The 14,162-nt window shown below is 68.3% G+C and carries 26 protein-coding genes; 23 read left to right on the top strand and 3 right to left on the bottom strand.

Features of this window, described 5'->3' with window-relative positions:
- The first annotated feature begins 13 nt into the window (after positions 1-13).
- The 7 genes from AC068D_RS04980 to AC068D_RS04950 all read left to right on the top strand — a co-directional run bounded on the left by AC068D_RS04980 (position 14) and on the right by AC068D_RS04950 (position 3,225).
- Complete coding sequence (locus AC068D_RS04980; RefSeq protein WP_478821549.1) at positions 14-406, top strand: hypothetical protein; 393 nt, start codon at positions 14-16, stop codon at positions 404-406.
- Complete coding sequence (locus AC068D_RS04975; protein ID WP_478821548.1) at positions 403-672, top strand: hypothetical protein; 270 nt, start codon at positions 403-405, stop codon at positions 670-672. Before AC068D_RS04980 ends, AC068D_RS04975 begins: the two co-directional genes overlap by 4 nt.
- Positions 669-989 carry a hypothetical protein gene (locus tag AC068D_RS04970; RefSeq protein ID WP_478821547.1) on the top strand — a complete coding sequence of 107 codons (321 nt, stop codon included), beginning with the start codon at positions 669-671 and terminating at the stop codon, positions 987-989. The genes AC068D_RS04975 and AC068D_RS04970 overlap by 4 nt, the downstream gene beginning before the upstream one ends.
- Complete coding sequence (locus AC068D_RS04965; RefSeq protein WP_478821546.1) at positions 986-1,204, top strand: hypothetical protein; 219 nt, start codon at positions 986-988, stop codon at positions 1,202-1,204. The genes AC068D_RS04970 and AC068D_RS04965 overlap by 4 nt, the downstream gene beginning before the upstream one ends.
- Positions 1,201-2,097: a hypothetical protein gene (locus tag AC068D_RS04960; protein WP_478821545.1), complete on the top strand. Its 897-nt coding sequence runs from the start codon at positions 1,201-1,203 to the stop codon at positions 2,095-2,097. Before AC068D_RS04965 ends, AC068D_RS04960 begins: the two co-directional genes overlap by 4 nt.
- A 32-nt stretch (positions 2,098-2,129) precedes the next feature.
- Positions 2,130-2,402, top strand: coding sequence for a hypothetical protein (locus AC068D_RS04955; protein WP_478821544.1), 273 nt, complete (start codon positions 2,130-2,132; stop codon positions 2,400-2,402).
- 208 nt (positions 2,403-2,610) lie between these two features.
- Positions 2,611-3,225: a hypothetical protein gene (locus AC068D_RS04950; protein WP_478821543.1), complete on the top strand. Its 615-nt coding sequence runs from the start codon at positions 2,611-2,613 to the stop codon at positions 3,223-3,225.
- 48 nt (positions 3,226-3,273) lie between these two features.
- Here AC068D_RS04950 and AC068D_RS04945 read toward each other — a convergent pair whose 3' ends face one another.
- The 3 genes from AC068D_RS04945 to AC068D_RS04935 all read right to left on the bottom strand — a co-directional run bounded on the left by AC068D_RS04945 (position 3,274) and on the right by AC068D_RS04935 (position 4,673).
- On the bottom strand, positions 3,274-3,681 hold the full coding sequence (locus AC068D_RS04945) for an NUDIX hydrolase (protein ID WP_478821542.1): 408 nt from the start codon (positions 3,679-3,681) through the stop codon (positions 3,274-3,276).
- A complete protein-coding gene (locus AC068D_RS04940; protein ID WP_478821541.1) occupies positions 3,678-4,307 on the bottom strand; it encodes an NUDIX hydrolase in 630 nt (209 codons plus the stop codon). Before AC068D_RS04940 ends, AC068D_RS04945 begins: the two co-directional genes overlap by 4 nt.
- A 126-nt stretch (positions 4,308-4,433) precedes the next feature.
- Positions 4,434-4,673 (bottom strand): hypothetical protein, encoded by a 240-nt coding sequence (locus AC068D_RS04935; protein ID WP_478821540.1) that lies wholly within the window; start codon positions 4,671-4,673, stop codon positions 4,434-4,436.
- Positions 4,674-4,899: 226 nt separating this feature from the next.
- On the opposite strand from AC068D_RS04935, the gene AC068D_RS04930 reads away from it, so the two are divergent.
- The 16 genes from AC068D_RS04930 (at position 4,900) to AC068D_RS04855 (ending at position 14,160) form a co-directional block, all read left to right on the top strand.
- Positions 4,900-5,217 (top strand): hypothetical protein, encoded by a 318-nt coding sequence (locus AC068D_RS04930; RefSeq protein WP_478821539.1) that lies wholly within the window; start codon positions 4,900-4,902, stop codon positions 5,215-5,217.
- Between the two features lie 199 nt (positions 5,218-5,416).
- Positions 5,417-5,596 (top strand): hypothetical protein, encoded by a 180-nt coding sequence (locus tag AC068D_RS04925; protein ID WP_478821538.1) that lies wholly within the window; start codon positions 5,417-5,419, stop codon positions 5,594-5,596.
- A gap of 75 nt (positions 5,597-5,671) precedes the next feature.
- Positions 5,672-5,887: a hypothetical protein gene (locus AC068D_RS04920; protein WP_478821537.1), complete on the top strand. Its 216-nt coding sequence runs from the start codon at positions 5,672-5,674 to the stop codon at positions 5,885-5,887.
- A 40-nt stretch (positions 5,888-5,927) separates the two neighbouring features.
- Positions 5,928-6,134: a hypothetical protein gene (locus tag AC068D_RS04915; protein ID WP_478821536.1), complete on the top strand. Its 207-nt coding sequence runs from the start codon at positions 5,928-5,930 to the stop codon at positions 6,132-6,134.
- Entirely contained in the window at positions 6,125-7,111 is a 987-nt protein-coding gene (locus tag AC068D_RS04910) for a hypothetical protein (protein WP_478821535.1), read from the top strand. Before AC068D_RS04915 ends, AC068D_RS04910 begins: the two co-directional genes overlap by 10 nt.
- A 16-nt stretch (positions 7,112-7,127) precedes the next feature.
- The gene (traA, locus tag AC068D_RS04905) at positions 7,128-7,697 is read left to right on the top strand and encodes a plasmid transfer protein TraA (protein WP_478821534.1); all 570 of its coding nucleotides are present in this window, start codon (positions 7,128-7,130) and stop codon (positions 7,695-7,697) included.
- Between the two features lies 1 nt (position 7,698).
- On the top strand, positions 7,699-7,845 hold the full coding sequence (locus tag AC068D_RS04900) for a hypothetical protein (RefSeq protein ID WP_478821533.1): 147 nt from the start codon (positions 7,699-7,701) through the stop codon (positions 7,843-7,845).
- A gap of 37 nt (positions 7,846-7,882) precedes the next feature.
- The gene (gene traB / locus AC068D_RS04895; protein ID WP_478821532.1) at positions 7,883-9,871 is read left to right on the top strand and encodes a plasmid transfer protein TraB; all 1,989 of its coding nucleotides are present in this window, start codon (positions 7,883-7,885) and stop codon (positions 9,869-9,871) included.
- Between the two features lie 188 nt (positions 9,872-10,059).
- Positions 10,060-10,251 (top strand): hypothetical protein, encoded by a 192-nt coding sequence (locus tag AC068D_RS04890; protein WP_478821531.1) that lies wholly within the window; start codon positions 10,060-10,062, stop codon positions 10,249-10,251.
- Between the two features lie 16 nt (positions 10,252-10,267).
- Positions 10,268-10,693 (top strand): hypothetical protein, encoded by a 426-nt coding sequence (locus AC068D_RS04885; protein ID WP_478821530.1) that lies wholly within the window; start codon positions 10,268-10,270, stop codon positions 10,691-10,693.
- A 322-nt stretch (positions 10,694-11,015) separates the two neighbouring features.
- A complete protein-coding gene (locus tag AC068D_RS04880; RefSeq protein ID WP_478821529.1) occupies positions 11,016-11,795 on the top strand; it encodes a helix-turn-helix domain-containing protein in 780 nt (259 codons plus the stop codon).
- 127 nt (positions 11,796-11,922) lie between these two features.
- On the top strand, positions 11,923-12,168 hold the full coding sequence (locus tag AC068D_RS04875) for a hypothetical protein (protein ID WP_478821528.1): 246 nt from the start codon (positions 11,923-11,925) through the stop codon (positions 12,166-12,168).
- Positions 12,169-12,309: 141 nt separating this feature from the next.
- Positions 12,310-13,041 carry a hypothetical protein gene (locus tag AC068D_RS04870; RefSeq protein WP_478821527.1) on the top strand — a complete coding sequence of 244 codons (732 nt, stop codon included), beginning with the start codon at positions 12,310-12,312 and terminating at the stop codon, positions 13,039-13,041.
- Between the two features lie 95 nt (positions 13,042-13,136).
- Entirely contained in the window at positions 13,137-13,415 is a 279-nt protein-coding gene (locus AC068D_RS04865) for a hypothetical protein (RefSeq protein ID WP_478821526.1), read from the top strand.
- 25 nt (positions 13,416-13,440) lie between these two features.
- Positions 13,441-13,713 (top strand): HNH endonuclease, encoded by a 273-nt coding sequence (locus AC068D_RS04860; protein WP_478821525.1) that lies wholly within the window; start codon positions 13,441-13,443, stop codon positions 13,711-13,713.
- 6 nt (positions 13,714-13,719) lie between these two features.
- Positions 13,720-14,160, top strand: coding sequence for an AAA family ATPase (locus AC068D_RS04855; RefSeq protein WP_478821524.1), 441 nt, complete (start codon positions 13,720-13,722; stop codon positions 14,158-14,160).
- The last annotated feature ends 2 nt before the right edge of the window (positions 14,161-14,162 follow it).

Here is a 14,162-nt window from a genome sequence, read left to right as displayed (position 1 = left end):
GAGGAGAACCGCCGTGACCACGACCACCGAGACCACATACCTGGTGTGGATCTGCCAGCAGTGCCGCATGGCTTGCAAGGTCGAGCCCCAGATTTTCGAGCCCGGCTGCCGCTGCGAGCAGCCCGTCCCGAAACTGCGGCCCACCATCGAGACGCACATGCACGCGCCGAAGCGCCGCCCCATGCACGCCCTCTCCGACGACGAGGCCCAGTTGCGGGAGCTGATCCTCGGCCGCCGTCGACTCCGCATCACCTTCGAGGCGGACATCGCCCAGGCGTGGATGGTCGACGGCATGGACGGCGCGAAGCAGATCCAGCTCATCGTCACCACACCGGACGGCAGGCGCCACGCCGTTGATCCCAGCCAGCCCGGCGTCCGGATCGAGGCCGCCGAGGACCCGCAGTGACCGCCACGTGGCATGAGCCGTGTCTGTGGCCGGATGACCCGGCCGACCTGGACCGGCAACTCGCCGCGGTCGACCGGTGGATCGAACCGTCCCGCCGCATCGACCTCAACCGCCTGACCCCGGCCGAGCTCGACCGGGTGCTCGCCGCTCTCGGCCCGGACCCGACCCCGATCACCGACTACGGCCCGCCCGCCAGCCACCGCTGGAACCGCCGCGGCAACCCCATGTGGTGGCGGCCCAGCACCAACGTCCTGGAGAGCCTGTGACCCGCCCGCCCACCGTCGAGCAGCTGCTCGTCCTCGCCGACCGCGCCGAACGCGGACCGCTCACCGCTGACGAGGCCTCGCGGCTGCGGGCCGGGATCCACAGCCTCGACAGCGCCTGCCGGAATATCGCCGGGCGAGCCGGAGGCACCAGCAAGGCCCTGGCCAAGGCCCGACGTGATCGCGACGAAGCCGAAGCCCGCCTCACCGGCATCGGGCAGCTCATCCAACGAGCCCGCGGCCGTCACTCCACCACCGTCAACGTCTGGACTCTCACAGCCGTTCTCACCGCCCAACACGAGACCCGGGAGAGCGCGTGAGCGAGTACGTGCCGTCGTCGGCCCGGAACCGTAGGGGCCGCCCGCAGATGACGCCGGAGGCTCAGGCGCTGGCTGACGAACTGTCGCGCCGGGCCGCGCAGATGTGGGCCGAGTCGGACGGCGAGCTGTCCATAGCGGAGGCGGTAGAGCTGGCCGCGTTCCGCATGGGCCGCGAAATACCCCAAACCCAGACAGAACTTGGAGACGAGTCGTGACCGCAGATTCCCTCACCCCCGAACCGGCCCCGTCCGGGCCGCTGTACGCCCCTGAGAGCGCCCCGGACCCCGTCGGCGGTGCCTCGCGACGGTCCGGGGGTGATTCAGGGTCGCAGGCGGGCGCTGACGGCTTCGTGCCCGGCTGGGCGCCGCACATGGACGCCTACGCCAAGAACTTCCCCGCCCCGACCGCGGACCCTCGCGAGCCCGACGACCCCGCCGCATGGGCACTCGCCCGCCACATCGCCGACCACCCGGCACGCACAGTGCAGGCCGCGTTCCGGTACCTGAACCAGCCGATCGAGTTCCACCTCGTACCCGACGACAACGAAGACGCCCCGGCCCCGGCCGCGGACCTCCGGGAGCAGGTGGCCGAGGCTCTGATGGCCTGGGCTGAGGGCAACAACGCCCCGCAGTACGCCGCGGTCCGCCGCCCCGAAACCGTCCGCCGGAACGCTTACGGGCGCGCCGATGCGGTGCTGGCCGTCCCCGCCATCCGCGACACGCAGGACGAGCTCGCCGCCGCCCGCTACGTGATCCAGCAGCAGGAGCAGGCCCGCACCGAACTCGCTGACCAGCATCGCCGTCTCGGCATCGAGCTCGAACACTGGCAGACCGTCATCGTCCTCGAACTCCGGCAGCGCGCCGAGCGGGCCGAAGCCGAACTCGCCGAGACGCGGAACGCGCTCGCCATGCAGGAAGGCGTCAGCGCCGATCTCCGCGTCGAGAGCAAAGCGCGCGGCGACAAGCTCGAGCGGGTGCGAGATGCCTGCGATCAGCTGACCCGCGCCGCCGTCAACGCAGACGGCGTGCCCCTCACCCCGCGTGACGAGGCCACGGTCACCGCGGTTCGCCGCGTCCGCGCCGCCCTCGACCCGCAGGAGCAGCCGTGACCGCCGTCCCGACCTCCCATAAGGAGAGCCCCATGCCGATCAAATCCCGCACTTGCTTCACCGTGATCTGCGACGTGTGCAAGTTGCCGCTACAAGACGACGATGAGTGCACAATGCACCTCGCTAACTCGACCGAAGCCCGCAGCGTGGCCCGCGCCCTCCAGTGGTCCGTCCTGTCCGGCGGCGAGTTCGTTTGCAACCTCGGCGACGACGAGCACCAGGCATTCCTCGACCGGCTGATGCCGCCCGAGCCCGTCATGCAGATCCCTGGCCAGCTCGCCCTCGACGCTGGCGAGACAGCGTGATCACCCTGAACCCATCCGGCTGCCGCTGGTGCGGCATCGACGCACGCGGACACGCCCGCCGCTGGAAACCACTCCCCGGCTGGCACGCCTGGACCCTACCCACCCAGCAGCAGATCAAAGACCGCATGCTCGCCCGCCGTGCGGCTCACCAGTCCCACCTGCCGCCGACCGCCTGACCGCACCCGCACCGCCCGAACGGAGCACCTCGATGAGCGCCTGCGTGATCTGCCACAGCGACCTCTGGGACGACGAACTCGGCCGCTACGCCTGCCGGCCCTGCGAACGCCGCATCGGTGAAAACCTTGCCGCCCTCGCCGGGCCCCGCGGCCTGTACGCCCGGCTCTGCCTCCGCACCCAGCCCGGCAAGCGCGGCAGCGGGCAGGCCGTCTCGGGCACCCGCAACGCCTCCATGCCACCGAACGAGGAGATCCTCAGCCTTGTCGCCAACGGCGGCATCGTCTCCGACCTCGAAACGTGGGTCGAGGACTGGGCCACCTACGGGCTTGCCCAGCCGTGCGCAGGCGGCCGTCTTCAGCACCGTGTCGACCGGGCTGTCGCCACGCTGCGGCTCAACCTTCCGCAGGCCGCCACCCGGCATCCCGCCCTGGACGAATTCGCCCGCGAAATCTGGAAGATCAAGCGCCGCTGCGAAGGGATCATCGACGACGAGAAGGCGCCCCGGCGATTCCCCGTCACCTGCCCATGCGGACACATCATCAAGACCACCCTCGACAACGACGGCGAGACCTGCCGCGGCTGCGGCCTCGAGTACGGACACAGCGAAGTACTCCAACTGCCCATGGCGCAGAGAGCAGCGGCATGACGAAGGCGCCTCACCCGACCGGGTGGGGCGCCATTCGCATGTCCGGGGTCAGCGCGGCAGCGTCTCGTCGAGGTAGACCTGCACCGCGTCGAACAGGCCATACGGTACGTACTCGGCGATCTCCGAGTGCCTGACCCAAGTGACCGCATCCAACTCATCCGGGTCGGCGACATGCGCATCGCCAGCAACCGGCTCGCAGGCGGTGTAGCTCATCTCGCGGCCCGTCTTCGGATGCACCCGCTGGCCGAGGAGTCGGAGCGCCTTGACCTCGAGTCCCGTCTCCTCGAGCGTCTCCCGCACCGCAGCCTGCTCCGGACTCTCGCCCGCCTCGATGCCGCCTGCGGGGAACTGCCACATCAACTCGCCCTCGGAGATCCGTCGGCGCACCATGAGGACCTTCCCGTCATCCACGATGATCGCGGCGGAGATGCCGGGCTTGTCGTCGGTTTGGGTCATGCGAGCGCCTCCAGGATCGGCGGATAGATGCGGTCGAGCGGGATGAACTTCGGCAGCTGGTCGATCGGTACCCAGGCGACGTCGGCGTTCTCGAGCGGATCGCGGTTCGACGCCTCACCCATCAGGTACTCGGCGAGTTGGTACTCGGCCAGCACCCCGGTGGTCGGGTGTACGCGGGAACCAAGCGGACGCCGGACGGTGCAGCGGACTCCGGTCTCGGCATGCGTCTCCTCGACCGCGACCACTGCGGGGGACGCGCCGGGTTTGACCATGCCGGCCGGGAACTGCCAGGACAACGAGTCGTCCCCGCGGCGACAGACCAGCAGTACATCCCGGTCCCGAACCACGACTGCGATGGCCACGCGCAGCGCCTGCGCCGGAACAGCCGCGGGAGCAGGGCGGGACAGGATGCCAAACCTCTTGAGCACAGGCGAAGGAGCCCTTTCGTAGACGGTGTCGAGGGCTTCCTGTATCTCGGCCCGGGGCACGGTGTCCGGGCGTTGATGCCATCCCGCCACGGTCCGCACCGCGACCCCGAGCCGGGAGGCGAAGTCCTCGTTCGTCGCGCGGAGGGCAGCCTGCAAGGCGCAAGCGGTTCGCCCGTCCCACGTGTCGATGACGTCCAATGTCAGGCTCCAGCCGGTTGATTGCTGGGGAACTGCACTGCGGTTGCATTGGAGCTGCATCGCCACTGCATCACCGATGCATAGGCCGATAACCCGGCGGCGGCGAAGCTCGAAGGCATGACCAAGTCACCGAGCGGCGCGCGAGATCTGTTCAGCCCGAGAGCCGGTCACGCCGAGGAGTTTCCCGACCTCGCTCCAGGAGCGACCGTCGTGCAGCCGGTTGGCGATACCGGCTTTCTCCTGCTTGAGGTCCGCGCCGACGCGATCCTCGAACGACTTGATCGCCTGGTATCGCTCGACGTCGTTGCTGATCTCTCCAATGGCGTTGATCAGCGCCGTTCTGATGGCGTCCAGGGCTTCGGTCATGCAGTGAGGGTAGGGCGATTTCACCCCGTCGACAAGCAGTGCTTGACGGCGAGTGCGGAGCGTTCTACTGTCGTCACATCGGAATCCAAGCGCCGCTTGGAATTCGTAGTCGTTCACTCTCACCGGACCCAGTCCGCGAACGGCACCACAAACGAAGACGGGCCGGACACCGCGACTCTCACCTCGCAGGCCGGCCCTCACCACAGGCTCTAACGAGGAGACCCTGATGGCTGCACTCAAGCTTAGTGGGCGTATCGCTCCGTCGATCACCCCCCTCACCGTCACCGCCGTCCGCACCGCCCAGTCCATGGGCCGTGAGGACCGCCGGACGCTTCACTCCGCTGCCGAGCGCTACCTGACCTTCGCCGCTCTGCCGGTCGGACACACGCGCCGCTGGGCCGCCGACGAGGGTTCGCACGAGTGGGACGCATGGCTGAACGCGGGCGAACCGCTCGCCGGGTACCTGGGTCTGCCGACGAAGGACCTCGCCACCCGTGGCGTCATCGCCGACATTGCCCGCGCCGTCCACTCCGCCACCCGGTGATCGCCGTGGATGCCCTGACTGACGACGTCGCCCGCCGTATCCAGCGCGCCAAGGACGCCGGGAAGGCTGCCGAGGCCGCCCGCAAGGCCGCAGCCCGCAAGTAACCCCCAGACCGCCGCGGGTGCGGGGAGTCCATCCCCCGTCACCCCCGTGCCCGCGGCTCTCCACTCCATCCGCTTGACCAACGGAAGGCACAGCCATGAAGTTCACCCGCTACCGCGTCATCGACCACGACGGCTCGCTCCTCGACGAGTTCTCCACCAACGCCCCGGACTTCGCCAAGAAGCGCATCGGCCACACCCGCAAGTTCCACCCGAACCTCAAGGTCAACGAGACCGACGACACCCTGGAGAACCCCTTCCCCGAGGGGACCTTCTGACGAGCGCGGCCTCGTCTCCAGCATCACCTGACCACCCACCCCACCCCCCGGTTTGACCATCCGAAGGAGAAGACCATGCGACTGACCCTGATCAAGACCCCGTCCGAGACCGAGCTCGCCTGGGCGGAGCACGCCGAGCGGGAGCGGATTGTCTCCGCCTACCGCGGCGCCCACACCAAGGCCGAGGCGACCGCCGCCCGCTGGGCCGCCTACGAGTACGACCTCGCCAACCCGGGCGCGTCGCCTCTGGTCGACCAGCTCGACGAGCCCGCCGAACTCGCCGCCGCCTGACTCGGCGCGCCCCGCCCCTTCCTCCGAGAGGACACCGATCATGCGAACCCACCACACACGGCCCGCGGTCGTGCTGGCATGGGTCCTCGGCATCGCCCTCATCCTCACCTGCCCGCAGATCCCCGTGACCGCCCTCACGGCGGTCGGGTGGATCCTGACCGCACCGGCAGGCACCGGCATCCTCGCCGTGGCCTTCGCCGTCACCGTCGCCTGGTGCATGCGCACCGGGAGCAGGCGGTGGGCGTGATGGAAATCCTCGGCCCCTTCCAGCCCATACCGCCCGGCGGCGACATCGAAGCCAAGGCCCATGCCAAAGCGGACCGCATCGTCGCCGCAGCGGAGACGCGTGCGGATCAGATCGTCGGAGAAGCGCAGCGTGTCCTCAACGACGCCAAGGCTGAGGCAGCGAAGCGCCAGAAGCGCGACGACAACCTCGACACCTGGGCCGCCCGCGCCGTCATCGCCGGAGCAGTCGGCCTCACCGCCAGCGGCGAGTTCTCCCTCGCACGCCTCGCCGGATTCGACAAGGAAGTCGCCTGGCTGCTGCCGTTCGTCATCGACGTGTACGTCATCCAGGCGTTCCGCCGGCACCGCGACATCGTCCAGGCCATCGCGCTGACGATCGCCGCCAACGTCACCTACCACCTGGCCGACGCTGGCATGTTTGGTGTCGCTCTCGACGGCCGGCCGAAGTGGTGGCTGATCGCTCTTGTCGCGTCGGTCGCGTCGGTCATCTTGTGGCGGATGCACCTGATGATGGCGCCGCCGAAGCCTGCGTGGGAGCGTCGGAAGCGGCGCCAGGAAGCCGCCCGCAAGGCGACCACTGTGGCGACAGAACCCGCCGCCAGTTCTACGGTGCAGGCGCCGCCAACTGGCGCGCCTGAGGTCGCCAAGACGGACCGCCAGAACGACGCTGCTGTCGCCGCCAGCAAGCCGCCAGTAGCGCCCGCCAAGAAGTCCGCCCCTGCCGCCAAGTCCGCAGCCCAAAAGGGCCGCCAGCGGGCCGCCAGGAAGGCCGCCAGCAAGCGCCGCTCGATGGATGAATGGGTGACCGACGCAGGCCCCGTCTTCCACGCCGAATTCCAGCGCCTCCGCCGTAATCCCACCGCATCCGAGTTCGCCAACGCCATAGACGCCGCCGGGCTCGGCCGCCCCTCGGACTCGACCGCCAAGAACATCCGCGCCGAGATCCTCGACCGCGCCGAACTGCCCGCTCTCGACTGACAGGAGACCGCCGACAATGGCGACCAACGCAGCAACCCCGAACGGACGACTGACGACCGTCCCGCCCCGCCCCACCCGGGCTCCACAGCGCCCCGCCAACGGGCAGCGCCCCAACCGCCACACCAAGGTGGAGATCGGCAAGGTCAACCTGCTGCCGACGGGCAGCCCGCTGCCGCCGCTGTCGTTCAACGTGTCCAAGACGACCGTGGTCAACGGCGCCCCGGCGTCCCCGGGCATGAAGGGCGCCCCCGGTGGCGACTTCATGTCGAACGAGGACATCCGCGCCTACTGCGAACACGGCCGAAAGGCTGCACGTCAGCTGGCCGTCACCATCGCCCTGGACGCCGCCATGCTCGAAGGCCGCCTCCGAAACATTCCCGACATCGCCGGCGGCATGGCCGGATCCCGGGCCCGCGCCCGCCGGGTCGTCCGCTGGGTGAACCGGATCGCGCAGGCCGAGAAACTGATCGCCAAGTGGTACGCGGCCCTGTACAGCGCCTTTGAGCGCGAGTACGAAGCCGAGCTGATGAAGATCGGCCGCGGCCGGATGCAGCAGCCCCGGCCGCAGCCGTTCGGGTGGCGCTGACGTGCTCGACGGACTCGTCGCGCTCATCGCCGCGCTCGCCTTCGCCGCGTGGCTCCGAGCCAAGTACTACGTCCTGCTTGGTGACGGGCTCGCGGCGGCAGGCGTCCTCTTCCTGATCTACCTGTTCGTCGCCGCCCAAACTCGCTGACACCCCTCCCACCTGCACTGACACCAGGAGTGACACCGTGGCTGACAGCCCCAAGGCCGACCTGTGGAAGGCCGTGAAACACCCCCGCATCCGGCCCTGGCTGGCCGTCGCCGCCGAGGTCCCCGCATCCGTCCTCACCCATGCCCTGTGGGGCAACTCCGCCGGAGCCGGCGCCGGGCTCGCCCTCGCCGCCGCCGCGCTGACCGCCACCACGTGGTGGGCCGGGGCAGGCACCACCCCCGCCCGCCGCCTGCACGCCACCCTGTCCACCGCCGCCGGAACCGGCTACCTCGTCGTCGCTACCGCCGTCGGCCCGTTCGACCCGTTCATGGCCTCCACCCTCGCAATCGGCGGCAGCGTCGCCGCAGGTGGCTGGAACATCCGCCAGGCCCTGCGGGTCAACCCCGAAGCCCAGACCGCGAACGCCTCGGGCGAGACGGGCCTGCTGGCCAAGTCGATCGGCAAGGCCAAGGTCGCGTTGCGCGGTGAGCCGAAGGTCGAGCCGAACAAGGTCACCGCCCCCTACAAGATCACCGACCCGGGTTCGATGACCAACGCCGACATCAGCCGCCGCCTCGAGAACATCGCCGCTGAACTGGGCGTATCCCCGACCAGCATCCGCATCGTCAACGACGCCGACAACGCGTCCGAAGGCGAGATGGTCATCGTCCCCAAGGACATGCTCAAGACCCCTACGCCGTGGCCCGGACCCAGCGCGTTCGGCGGATCCATCACCGACCCCATCATCATCGGCGTCTACGAAGACGGCGAACCTGAACAGCTGTGGCTCCCCGCCGACGAGAAGACCAAGCGCAACGCCACCCACTTCCTCGTCGCCGGCATGAACGGCTCCGCCAAATCCAGTGGCATGACAGTCGCAGCCGTCGACGTCCTGACCAGGTACGACGTCATCATGTGGGGCGTCGACCCGTCCAAGGGCATGCAGACCTTCGGCCCGCTGCTCCCGTACATGGACTGGGTCGAGATGACCCTCGCTGGTGGCGAGGCGATGATCGACACCCTGACGCCGGTCATCACCGCCCGCGCCGACGAACTCGGCCGCCACGGCTACAAGAACTGGACCCCCGACGCGTTCCGGCAGCTCGGCATGCCCTACATGGTCGTGTGGATCGAGGAGGCAGCGAAGTTCTTCCGCAACGGCACCGAGATGGAAGGCCTCGTCATGGAGGCCCGCTCCGCAGGCATCTCCGTCATCGTCAGCCTGCAGCGCCCGAGCTCTACATCCATGCCCACCGACGTGCGGGAACAGCTCGGCGGAGTCCTCTGCTTCGGCGTCAAGGGCTCCACCACTGCTGACATGGCCCTCCCCGACGACGTCCGCGACGCCGGCGCCCGCCCCGAAGCCTGGGAGAACCGCCACCCCGGCAAGAACTACCTCGTCGCCCCCGGAGTCGACGAAGAGCGGTACGCCATGAAGGCCCGCACGTTCATTCCGCCCACCGACGAGGAGATCGGCCAGGTACTTGCCGCAGCGCCCCGCACCCCGGCAGGTCCGACCACCGAGCACGCCGCGGGTGAGGCCTACGCCAACCGCACCATCTACACCCCCGACCAGCCGCTGACCAGCGTCGACTCGCAGGAGACCGTCATGTCGCAAGACGAGCAGGACGCTGCCGCCGAGCAGCTTCTTGAGCGGCAGGTCGAACGCGAGGTCACGGCAGCACTGGGTGACGACGGGCTGGACATCGACGTCGATCCGGAGTGCGAGATCCCGCCCGCCACACAGGTGTGGACGTTCGCAGAAGCCGCACCAGCCGAGGAGAAGACACAGGAGGAAGCTGAGACCGAACTGCTCGCCATGCTCGAGGAGTTCCGCGAGCAGGGCATCGACCGGATCGGGCCCCGGCACTTCCAGCCCTACGGCAAGGAGGGGCGCATCGGGCGCTCCCGGCCCTGGCTGTCCGGGAAGCTCAACGACCTCGCCGACGACGGCATCCACCTCCAGGAGACCGACGAGCCCGGCGTGTACCTGCTGCTCTACCCGGAGATGGCGGACGCGGCCTGACGCCTGCCTGACCTGCAGTGACACCTACTGACAGGCGGCTGACATGTCAGAAGAGGTGTCAGAAGCCCTGACACCCCTCCCCGCCTTAGGTCAACGCGCGTGCGCGTGCGAACTGACACCTCACTGACACGCCCGGCTGACACCTCACAGCCGTCAGTCAGAACAAACCACAACAAAAAGGAGACCGCATGTTCCACGGAAGCGCAGAGGAGCTCAGGAAGCTCGAGCGGAAGGCCAGCAACCACGCCGACCAGATCCACGAGCTCCTCAACCGGATTGACGACCTCGGCCTCGGCCAGGTCGTCATCGGCAACGGTCAGATCCACGGTCCTGGCTTCGCCATTCGCCGCCGTGGCGACCGCTGGCACGTCAGCTACTAACTCCCAAGGAGACCCGATGAACCAGCTGCCCGACCGGCTGCCGACCACCGTCGGGCAGCGCTACCCGATCCCCGCCCACCACCGGCCGCCGAACGTCATGTACACCCCCGACGGCCGCCCCTACCACTTCACCGTCGGCCAGCCCCCGGCCCCGCCGCAGATCGTCGTCCAGCTCCCCGACCGGGGCGGCATGTCGGACAAGCAGCGCGAGTTCATGATGTACGCGATCATGTGGCTCGTCGTGGCCGTCGTTCTCACCGGCTGCGTATGCGCCATCGTCGTCATGGTCGGCGGCACGCTCATCGGCATCATCGGCACCATCGGCGCCAACCTGCCGTTCATCGGGATCACCATGGTCGGCCTGATCATCGCCGTCGGCTGGGCCGCCACCAAAGCCCGGAGCCTCGGCGGAGAAGCCAAGGGCAAGAGCAAGAAGAAGTAGCCCGCTACGCTCCGCGGCCCTGGCCCTCACCGGCTGGGGCCGTCGGCGTTGCCCGTGCCATCCACCGGCCAGTGCCGATCGACCGCGTCGGACGCAGGACCGGCACAAGGCCAGCCAGGCGGCATAACCGGGCCAACTCGACAGCACACTCCTCGCGCGAATCCGCCTGCACGCTGAACACCGTGGACATGGGGAGATTGTGGCCGACCGGCCAACCACCCTGCAGACAAACGGCGTTGTCAGTCCCAGATGGGACAATCATGGAAAGCCCCGGCGGGTGCGGTAACACCCCCGAGGCACGGACGATCCCAAGGAGATCGACATGCATCAGCGTAGCCCCTTCGTCCCTCAAGCCGTTAAGGACCGGACCGCAGGCCCCCGCCGCAGCGTCGCCCCTCTGCTCGACCTGGTCGACACCGAAGAGCCCGCGTTCCAGTACATCGCTGCGACTCTGAAAGACATGGCGAATGCCGGCGTTGAACTGGACGCCGCGGCAATCGACATCGCAATCAAACTCGGCAGGAAGAAGCACTCCGACGAGGCCCGGAAGAGGCACGCCGTTCCGGCGCGCCTGTCCATCGTCTACTACATCCGCCGTGGCGACCTGATCAAGATTGGGACCACGGTCAACCCCGTCCCTCGCTTCAAGACTCTGATGCCTGACGAGATCCTGGCCTTCGAGCCAGGCGACGCGGAGCTGGAAGAGCGGCGGCACCGGCAGTTCAGCCGCGCCCGAGTGGCCAAGAAGGGCGAGTACTTCCGCCAGACACAAGAGCTGCTGGAGCACATCGCGGCCGTGCGGAGTGAGCACGGAGCTCCCGACGTCGCGTGGTCCAGCGTTGCCACTCTGGGGACTGGGTACAGGCGCACCAAGGTCAAGGTGCAGCTTCCGGAGCCGGATAGCCAAGAGACGGCCACAGCTGCCGAAGGCGCGAAGCTGCTCGGCATGAGCAAGTCCACCATCCACGGGTGGGCCCATCGAAAGCTGATCACTCCGGCTGGGCAGAACGACAAAGGACACCCGCTCTACTTCGTGGACCATCTGCGCTTCCTGATCGAGCGCAATCGAGAGTGGATGAACCGAGGCCGCCAGAAAGGCTGATCCTGGGCGTTGCTTGCCGGGCCGATCACATGTATGTCACACTGCCCTCGTCGGAACACACGTGTGTCCGCAGACCTCTAAGCCCCCAGCTTCCGCCGGGGGCTTTCTGCATTCCAGGGGAGGCGCGATGCACCCGACCGAGCTATACCCCGACGACCTCGTCTTCGAGCACGAAGCGACCGAAGCGACTGGCGTCCCCGGGACCGTCATCCGGCAGTGGGCACGGCGCGGGAAGATCCAGCGCTTCAAGGGAGACCCGGCCCAGTACTCCGGCCACGGCCACGAGTACAAGACCATGTACGCCCTCCCCGAAGTCCGCGAGCAGGCTCGGCACTACAAGCCGACACCGCAGCGCGCGCCCAAAGCCGCCTAACCCCCAGAGCGGGGCCCCGTGGCCCCGACGTCCCGCTGCCATGGTGCCCCCGCCAGGCAGCGGGACACCCCTGCGCCCGTGCCGGTACGGGACCGAGATCGCGCAGTACCTCGCCACCTTCGACAGACGGGAGGGCGTGCAGTGCTGCGAGTCCGAACCCTGGCCGCTCTCATCCTTACCGCAGCTCTTCTGCTTCTTACCGCCCAGCCAGCCAATCCGGCTGCCACGGAGCCCGTGTACGAGGGTTACGGATGGCGCGCGAACACGGAGCGGAACATCTATTCCATCAGCCCGGATCCCTACGAGATCGTGTTCGCCGACGCTACCGCCAGGTCGAAGCTGAAATCCCTCTTTGAGAGGCCAACGGCCCAGGCCGACGCGGTCACCGGGGTGACCATGACGGTCACGGACACCATCGACCTCACCCCGACGAGTGTCTGCCCGCCGAGGCACCGCATCGTCGTCCACTGGCAGTACCGGCCCGCCGGACAGGCAGGCATATCCCGGGCCCTGCCCTGCTACCAGCTCAGCGACGGCTCCGCCTGGGGCGGCCACATCCTCATGGACAGCGAGTCCTATAGCGTGTCGGGCTGGTTCAACGCCGACTCCGCCAAGAACGAGGCGTACAAGCGCAACGGCGCCGCGCACGAACTGGGGCACGTCCTCGGCCTGTCGCACCCGAACACCGACCTCGACGGGGACGGCACAGCCGAAGCCTACGAGTGCGAGAAGAACCCGAATGGCTGGCTCCCCACCCTCTGCAGCCCGAACGGCGGCTACAGGAACGCGGCCTCGTCGGGCCAGTTCGTGGCAGAGCTCGACGTCGTCGGCCTCAAGCAACTCGCCGCGAACTGGTACCTCAGGCAGGGCTGAGCCGAACACAGCATCACAGATCGGCGATACCGCTTCACGGCCGGCATGGATCGGCGCATCATGACCCCCTCATCACGCACGTCCTTGGGGGAACCATGCATGCCCGCACCGCCGCTGTATCCGCCGCCCTGCTCCTCGCATCGCTCACCGCCTGCAGTTCCTACAGCGTCGAGGACTGCCAGAAGGCCATCACCGAATCGTCCACCAAGACGAACCGGCCCGAGCAGTGCGAAGACCTCAGCCAGGAGGACTACAACGTCGTCCTGATGCACTGGGCCATGAAGAAGGGGCTCAGCGACATGAGCCAGGAGGACCGTGACCTCCTCGACTACAGCGACGACGGCAAGCTGAACGGCAGCGTCAGCGGAGACTAGCCCGCCCGCGAGGGAGTTGAGCGCCATGGCCGGCAACCCCCGCAACGGGCGCCCCTACCGTCGGCTGGTCCATCAGGTGAAGGCACTGGGTCACCCCTGCTGCTGGTGCGGTCACAGCATCGACCCCGGCCTCGATGCCCGAGACCCATGGTCGTTCACCCTGGAACACCTCGTGCCACTCAGCAAGGGCGGCAGTCTCCTCGATCCGGCCAACGCCCGGTCAGCGCACCGGCGCTGTAACTCAGCGCGAGGTAACCGCACGGCGCCCAGTCAGCAGCGCGCATCCCGCAGGTGGTGACGGACCGTGCTGATCGTAGTTACTGGCCCACCCGCAGCAGGCAAGAGCTCATGGATCAAGGCGCACGCCAAAGCAGACGACGTGGTCATAGACCTGGACCTGATGGCGCTGGCCATGGCCGGGCCCGGTGCTGACCACCATGCGCACCACCCGACGTTGCTACGCATCGTGCATCGCGCCAGACAGGCAGCCATCCATGAGGCAGAGCGTCACCTCGATACGACGGACGTCTATCTGATCCACACCATGCCGAGCCCGAAGGCGCGAGCCAAGTACAAGCGGCTCGGCGCACGGATCGTGACCGTCGACCCCGGTGAGGCCATAGTGCGGCAGCGGGTGAGGGATATGCGGCAGGGAGAGATGGAGGCGGTGGTCACCCGCTGGTACTCCGAGTACCGCAAGGGTGGTTCACGCCCTGTCACGGCCCAGGCTTCCCGCACGTGGTGACA

Source organism: Streptomyces sp. NPDC043861 (genome assembly GCF_056435905.1).
Note: the sequence above shows the minus strand (reverse complement) of the source record. Positions and strands in the feature narration are given on the sequence as shown.

Bases quoted from the DNA above. Each gene is read 5' to 3' on its own strand.
- AC068D_RS04890 (WP_478821531.1), top strand. From the start codon at position 10,060: ATGTTCCACGGAAGCGCAGAGGAGCTCAGGAAGCTCGAGCGGAAGGCC.
- AC068D_RS04945 (WP_478821542.1), bottom strand. From the start codon at position 3,681: ATGACCCAAACCGACGACAAGCCCGGCATCTCCGCCGCGATCATCGTG.
- AC068D_RS04915 (WP_478821536.1), top strand. From the start codon at position 5,928: ATGCGAACCCACCACACACGGCCCGCGGTCGTGCTGGCATGGGTCCTC.
- AC068D_RS04920 (WP_478821537.1), top strand. From the start codon at position 5,672: ATGCGACTGACCCTGATCAAGACCCCGTCCGAGACCGAGCTCGCCTGG.
- AC068D_RS04955 (WP_478821544.1), top strand. From the start codon at position 2,130: ATGCCGATCAAATCCCGCACTTGCTTCACCGTGATCTGCGACGTGTGC.
- AC068D_RS04930 (WP_478821539.1), top strand. From the start codon at position 4,900: ATGGCTGCACTCAAGCTTAGTGGGCGTATCGCTCCGTCGATCACCCCC.
- AC068D_RS04875 (WP_478821528.1), top strand. From the start codon at position 11,923: ATGCACCCGACCGAGCTATACCCCGACGACCTCGTCTTCGAGCACGAA.
- traA (WP_478821534.1), top strand. From the start codon at position 7,128: ATGGCGACCAACGCAGCAACCCCGAACGGACGACTGACGACCGTCCCG.
- AC068D_RS04935 (WP_478821540.1), bottom strand. From the start codon at position 4,673: ATGACCGAAGCCCTGGACGCCATCAGAACGGCGCTGATCAACGCCATT.
- AC068D_RS04880 (WP_478821529.1), top strand. From the start codon at position 11,016: ATGCATCAGCGTAGCCCCTTCGTCCCTCAAGCCGTTAAGGACCGGACC.
- AC068D_RS04885 (WP_478821530.1), top strand. From the start codon at position 10,268: ATGAACCAGCTGCCCGACCGGCTGCCGACCACCGTCGGGCAGCGCTAC.
- AC068D_RS04925 (WP_478821538.1), top strand. From the start codon at position 5,417: ATGAAGTTCACCCGCTACCGCGTCATCGACCACGACGGCTCGCTCCTC.
- AC068D_RS04865 (WP_478821526.1), top strand. From the start codon at position 13,137: ATGCATGCCCGCACCGCCGCTGTATCCGCCGCCCTGCTCCTCGCATCG.
- AC068D_RS04950 (WP_478821543.1), top strand. From the start codon at position 2,611: ATGAGCGCCTGCGTGATCTGCCACAGCGACCTCTGGGACGACGAACTC.
- AC068D_RS04860 (WP_478821525.1), top strand. From the start codon at position 13,441: ATGGCCGGCAACCCCCGCAACGGGCGCCCCTACCGTCGGCTGGTCCAT.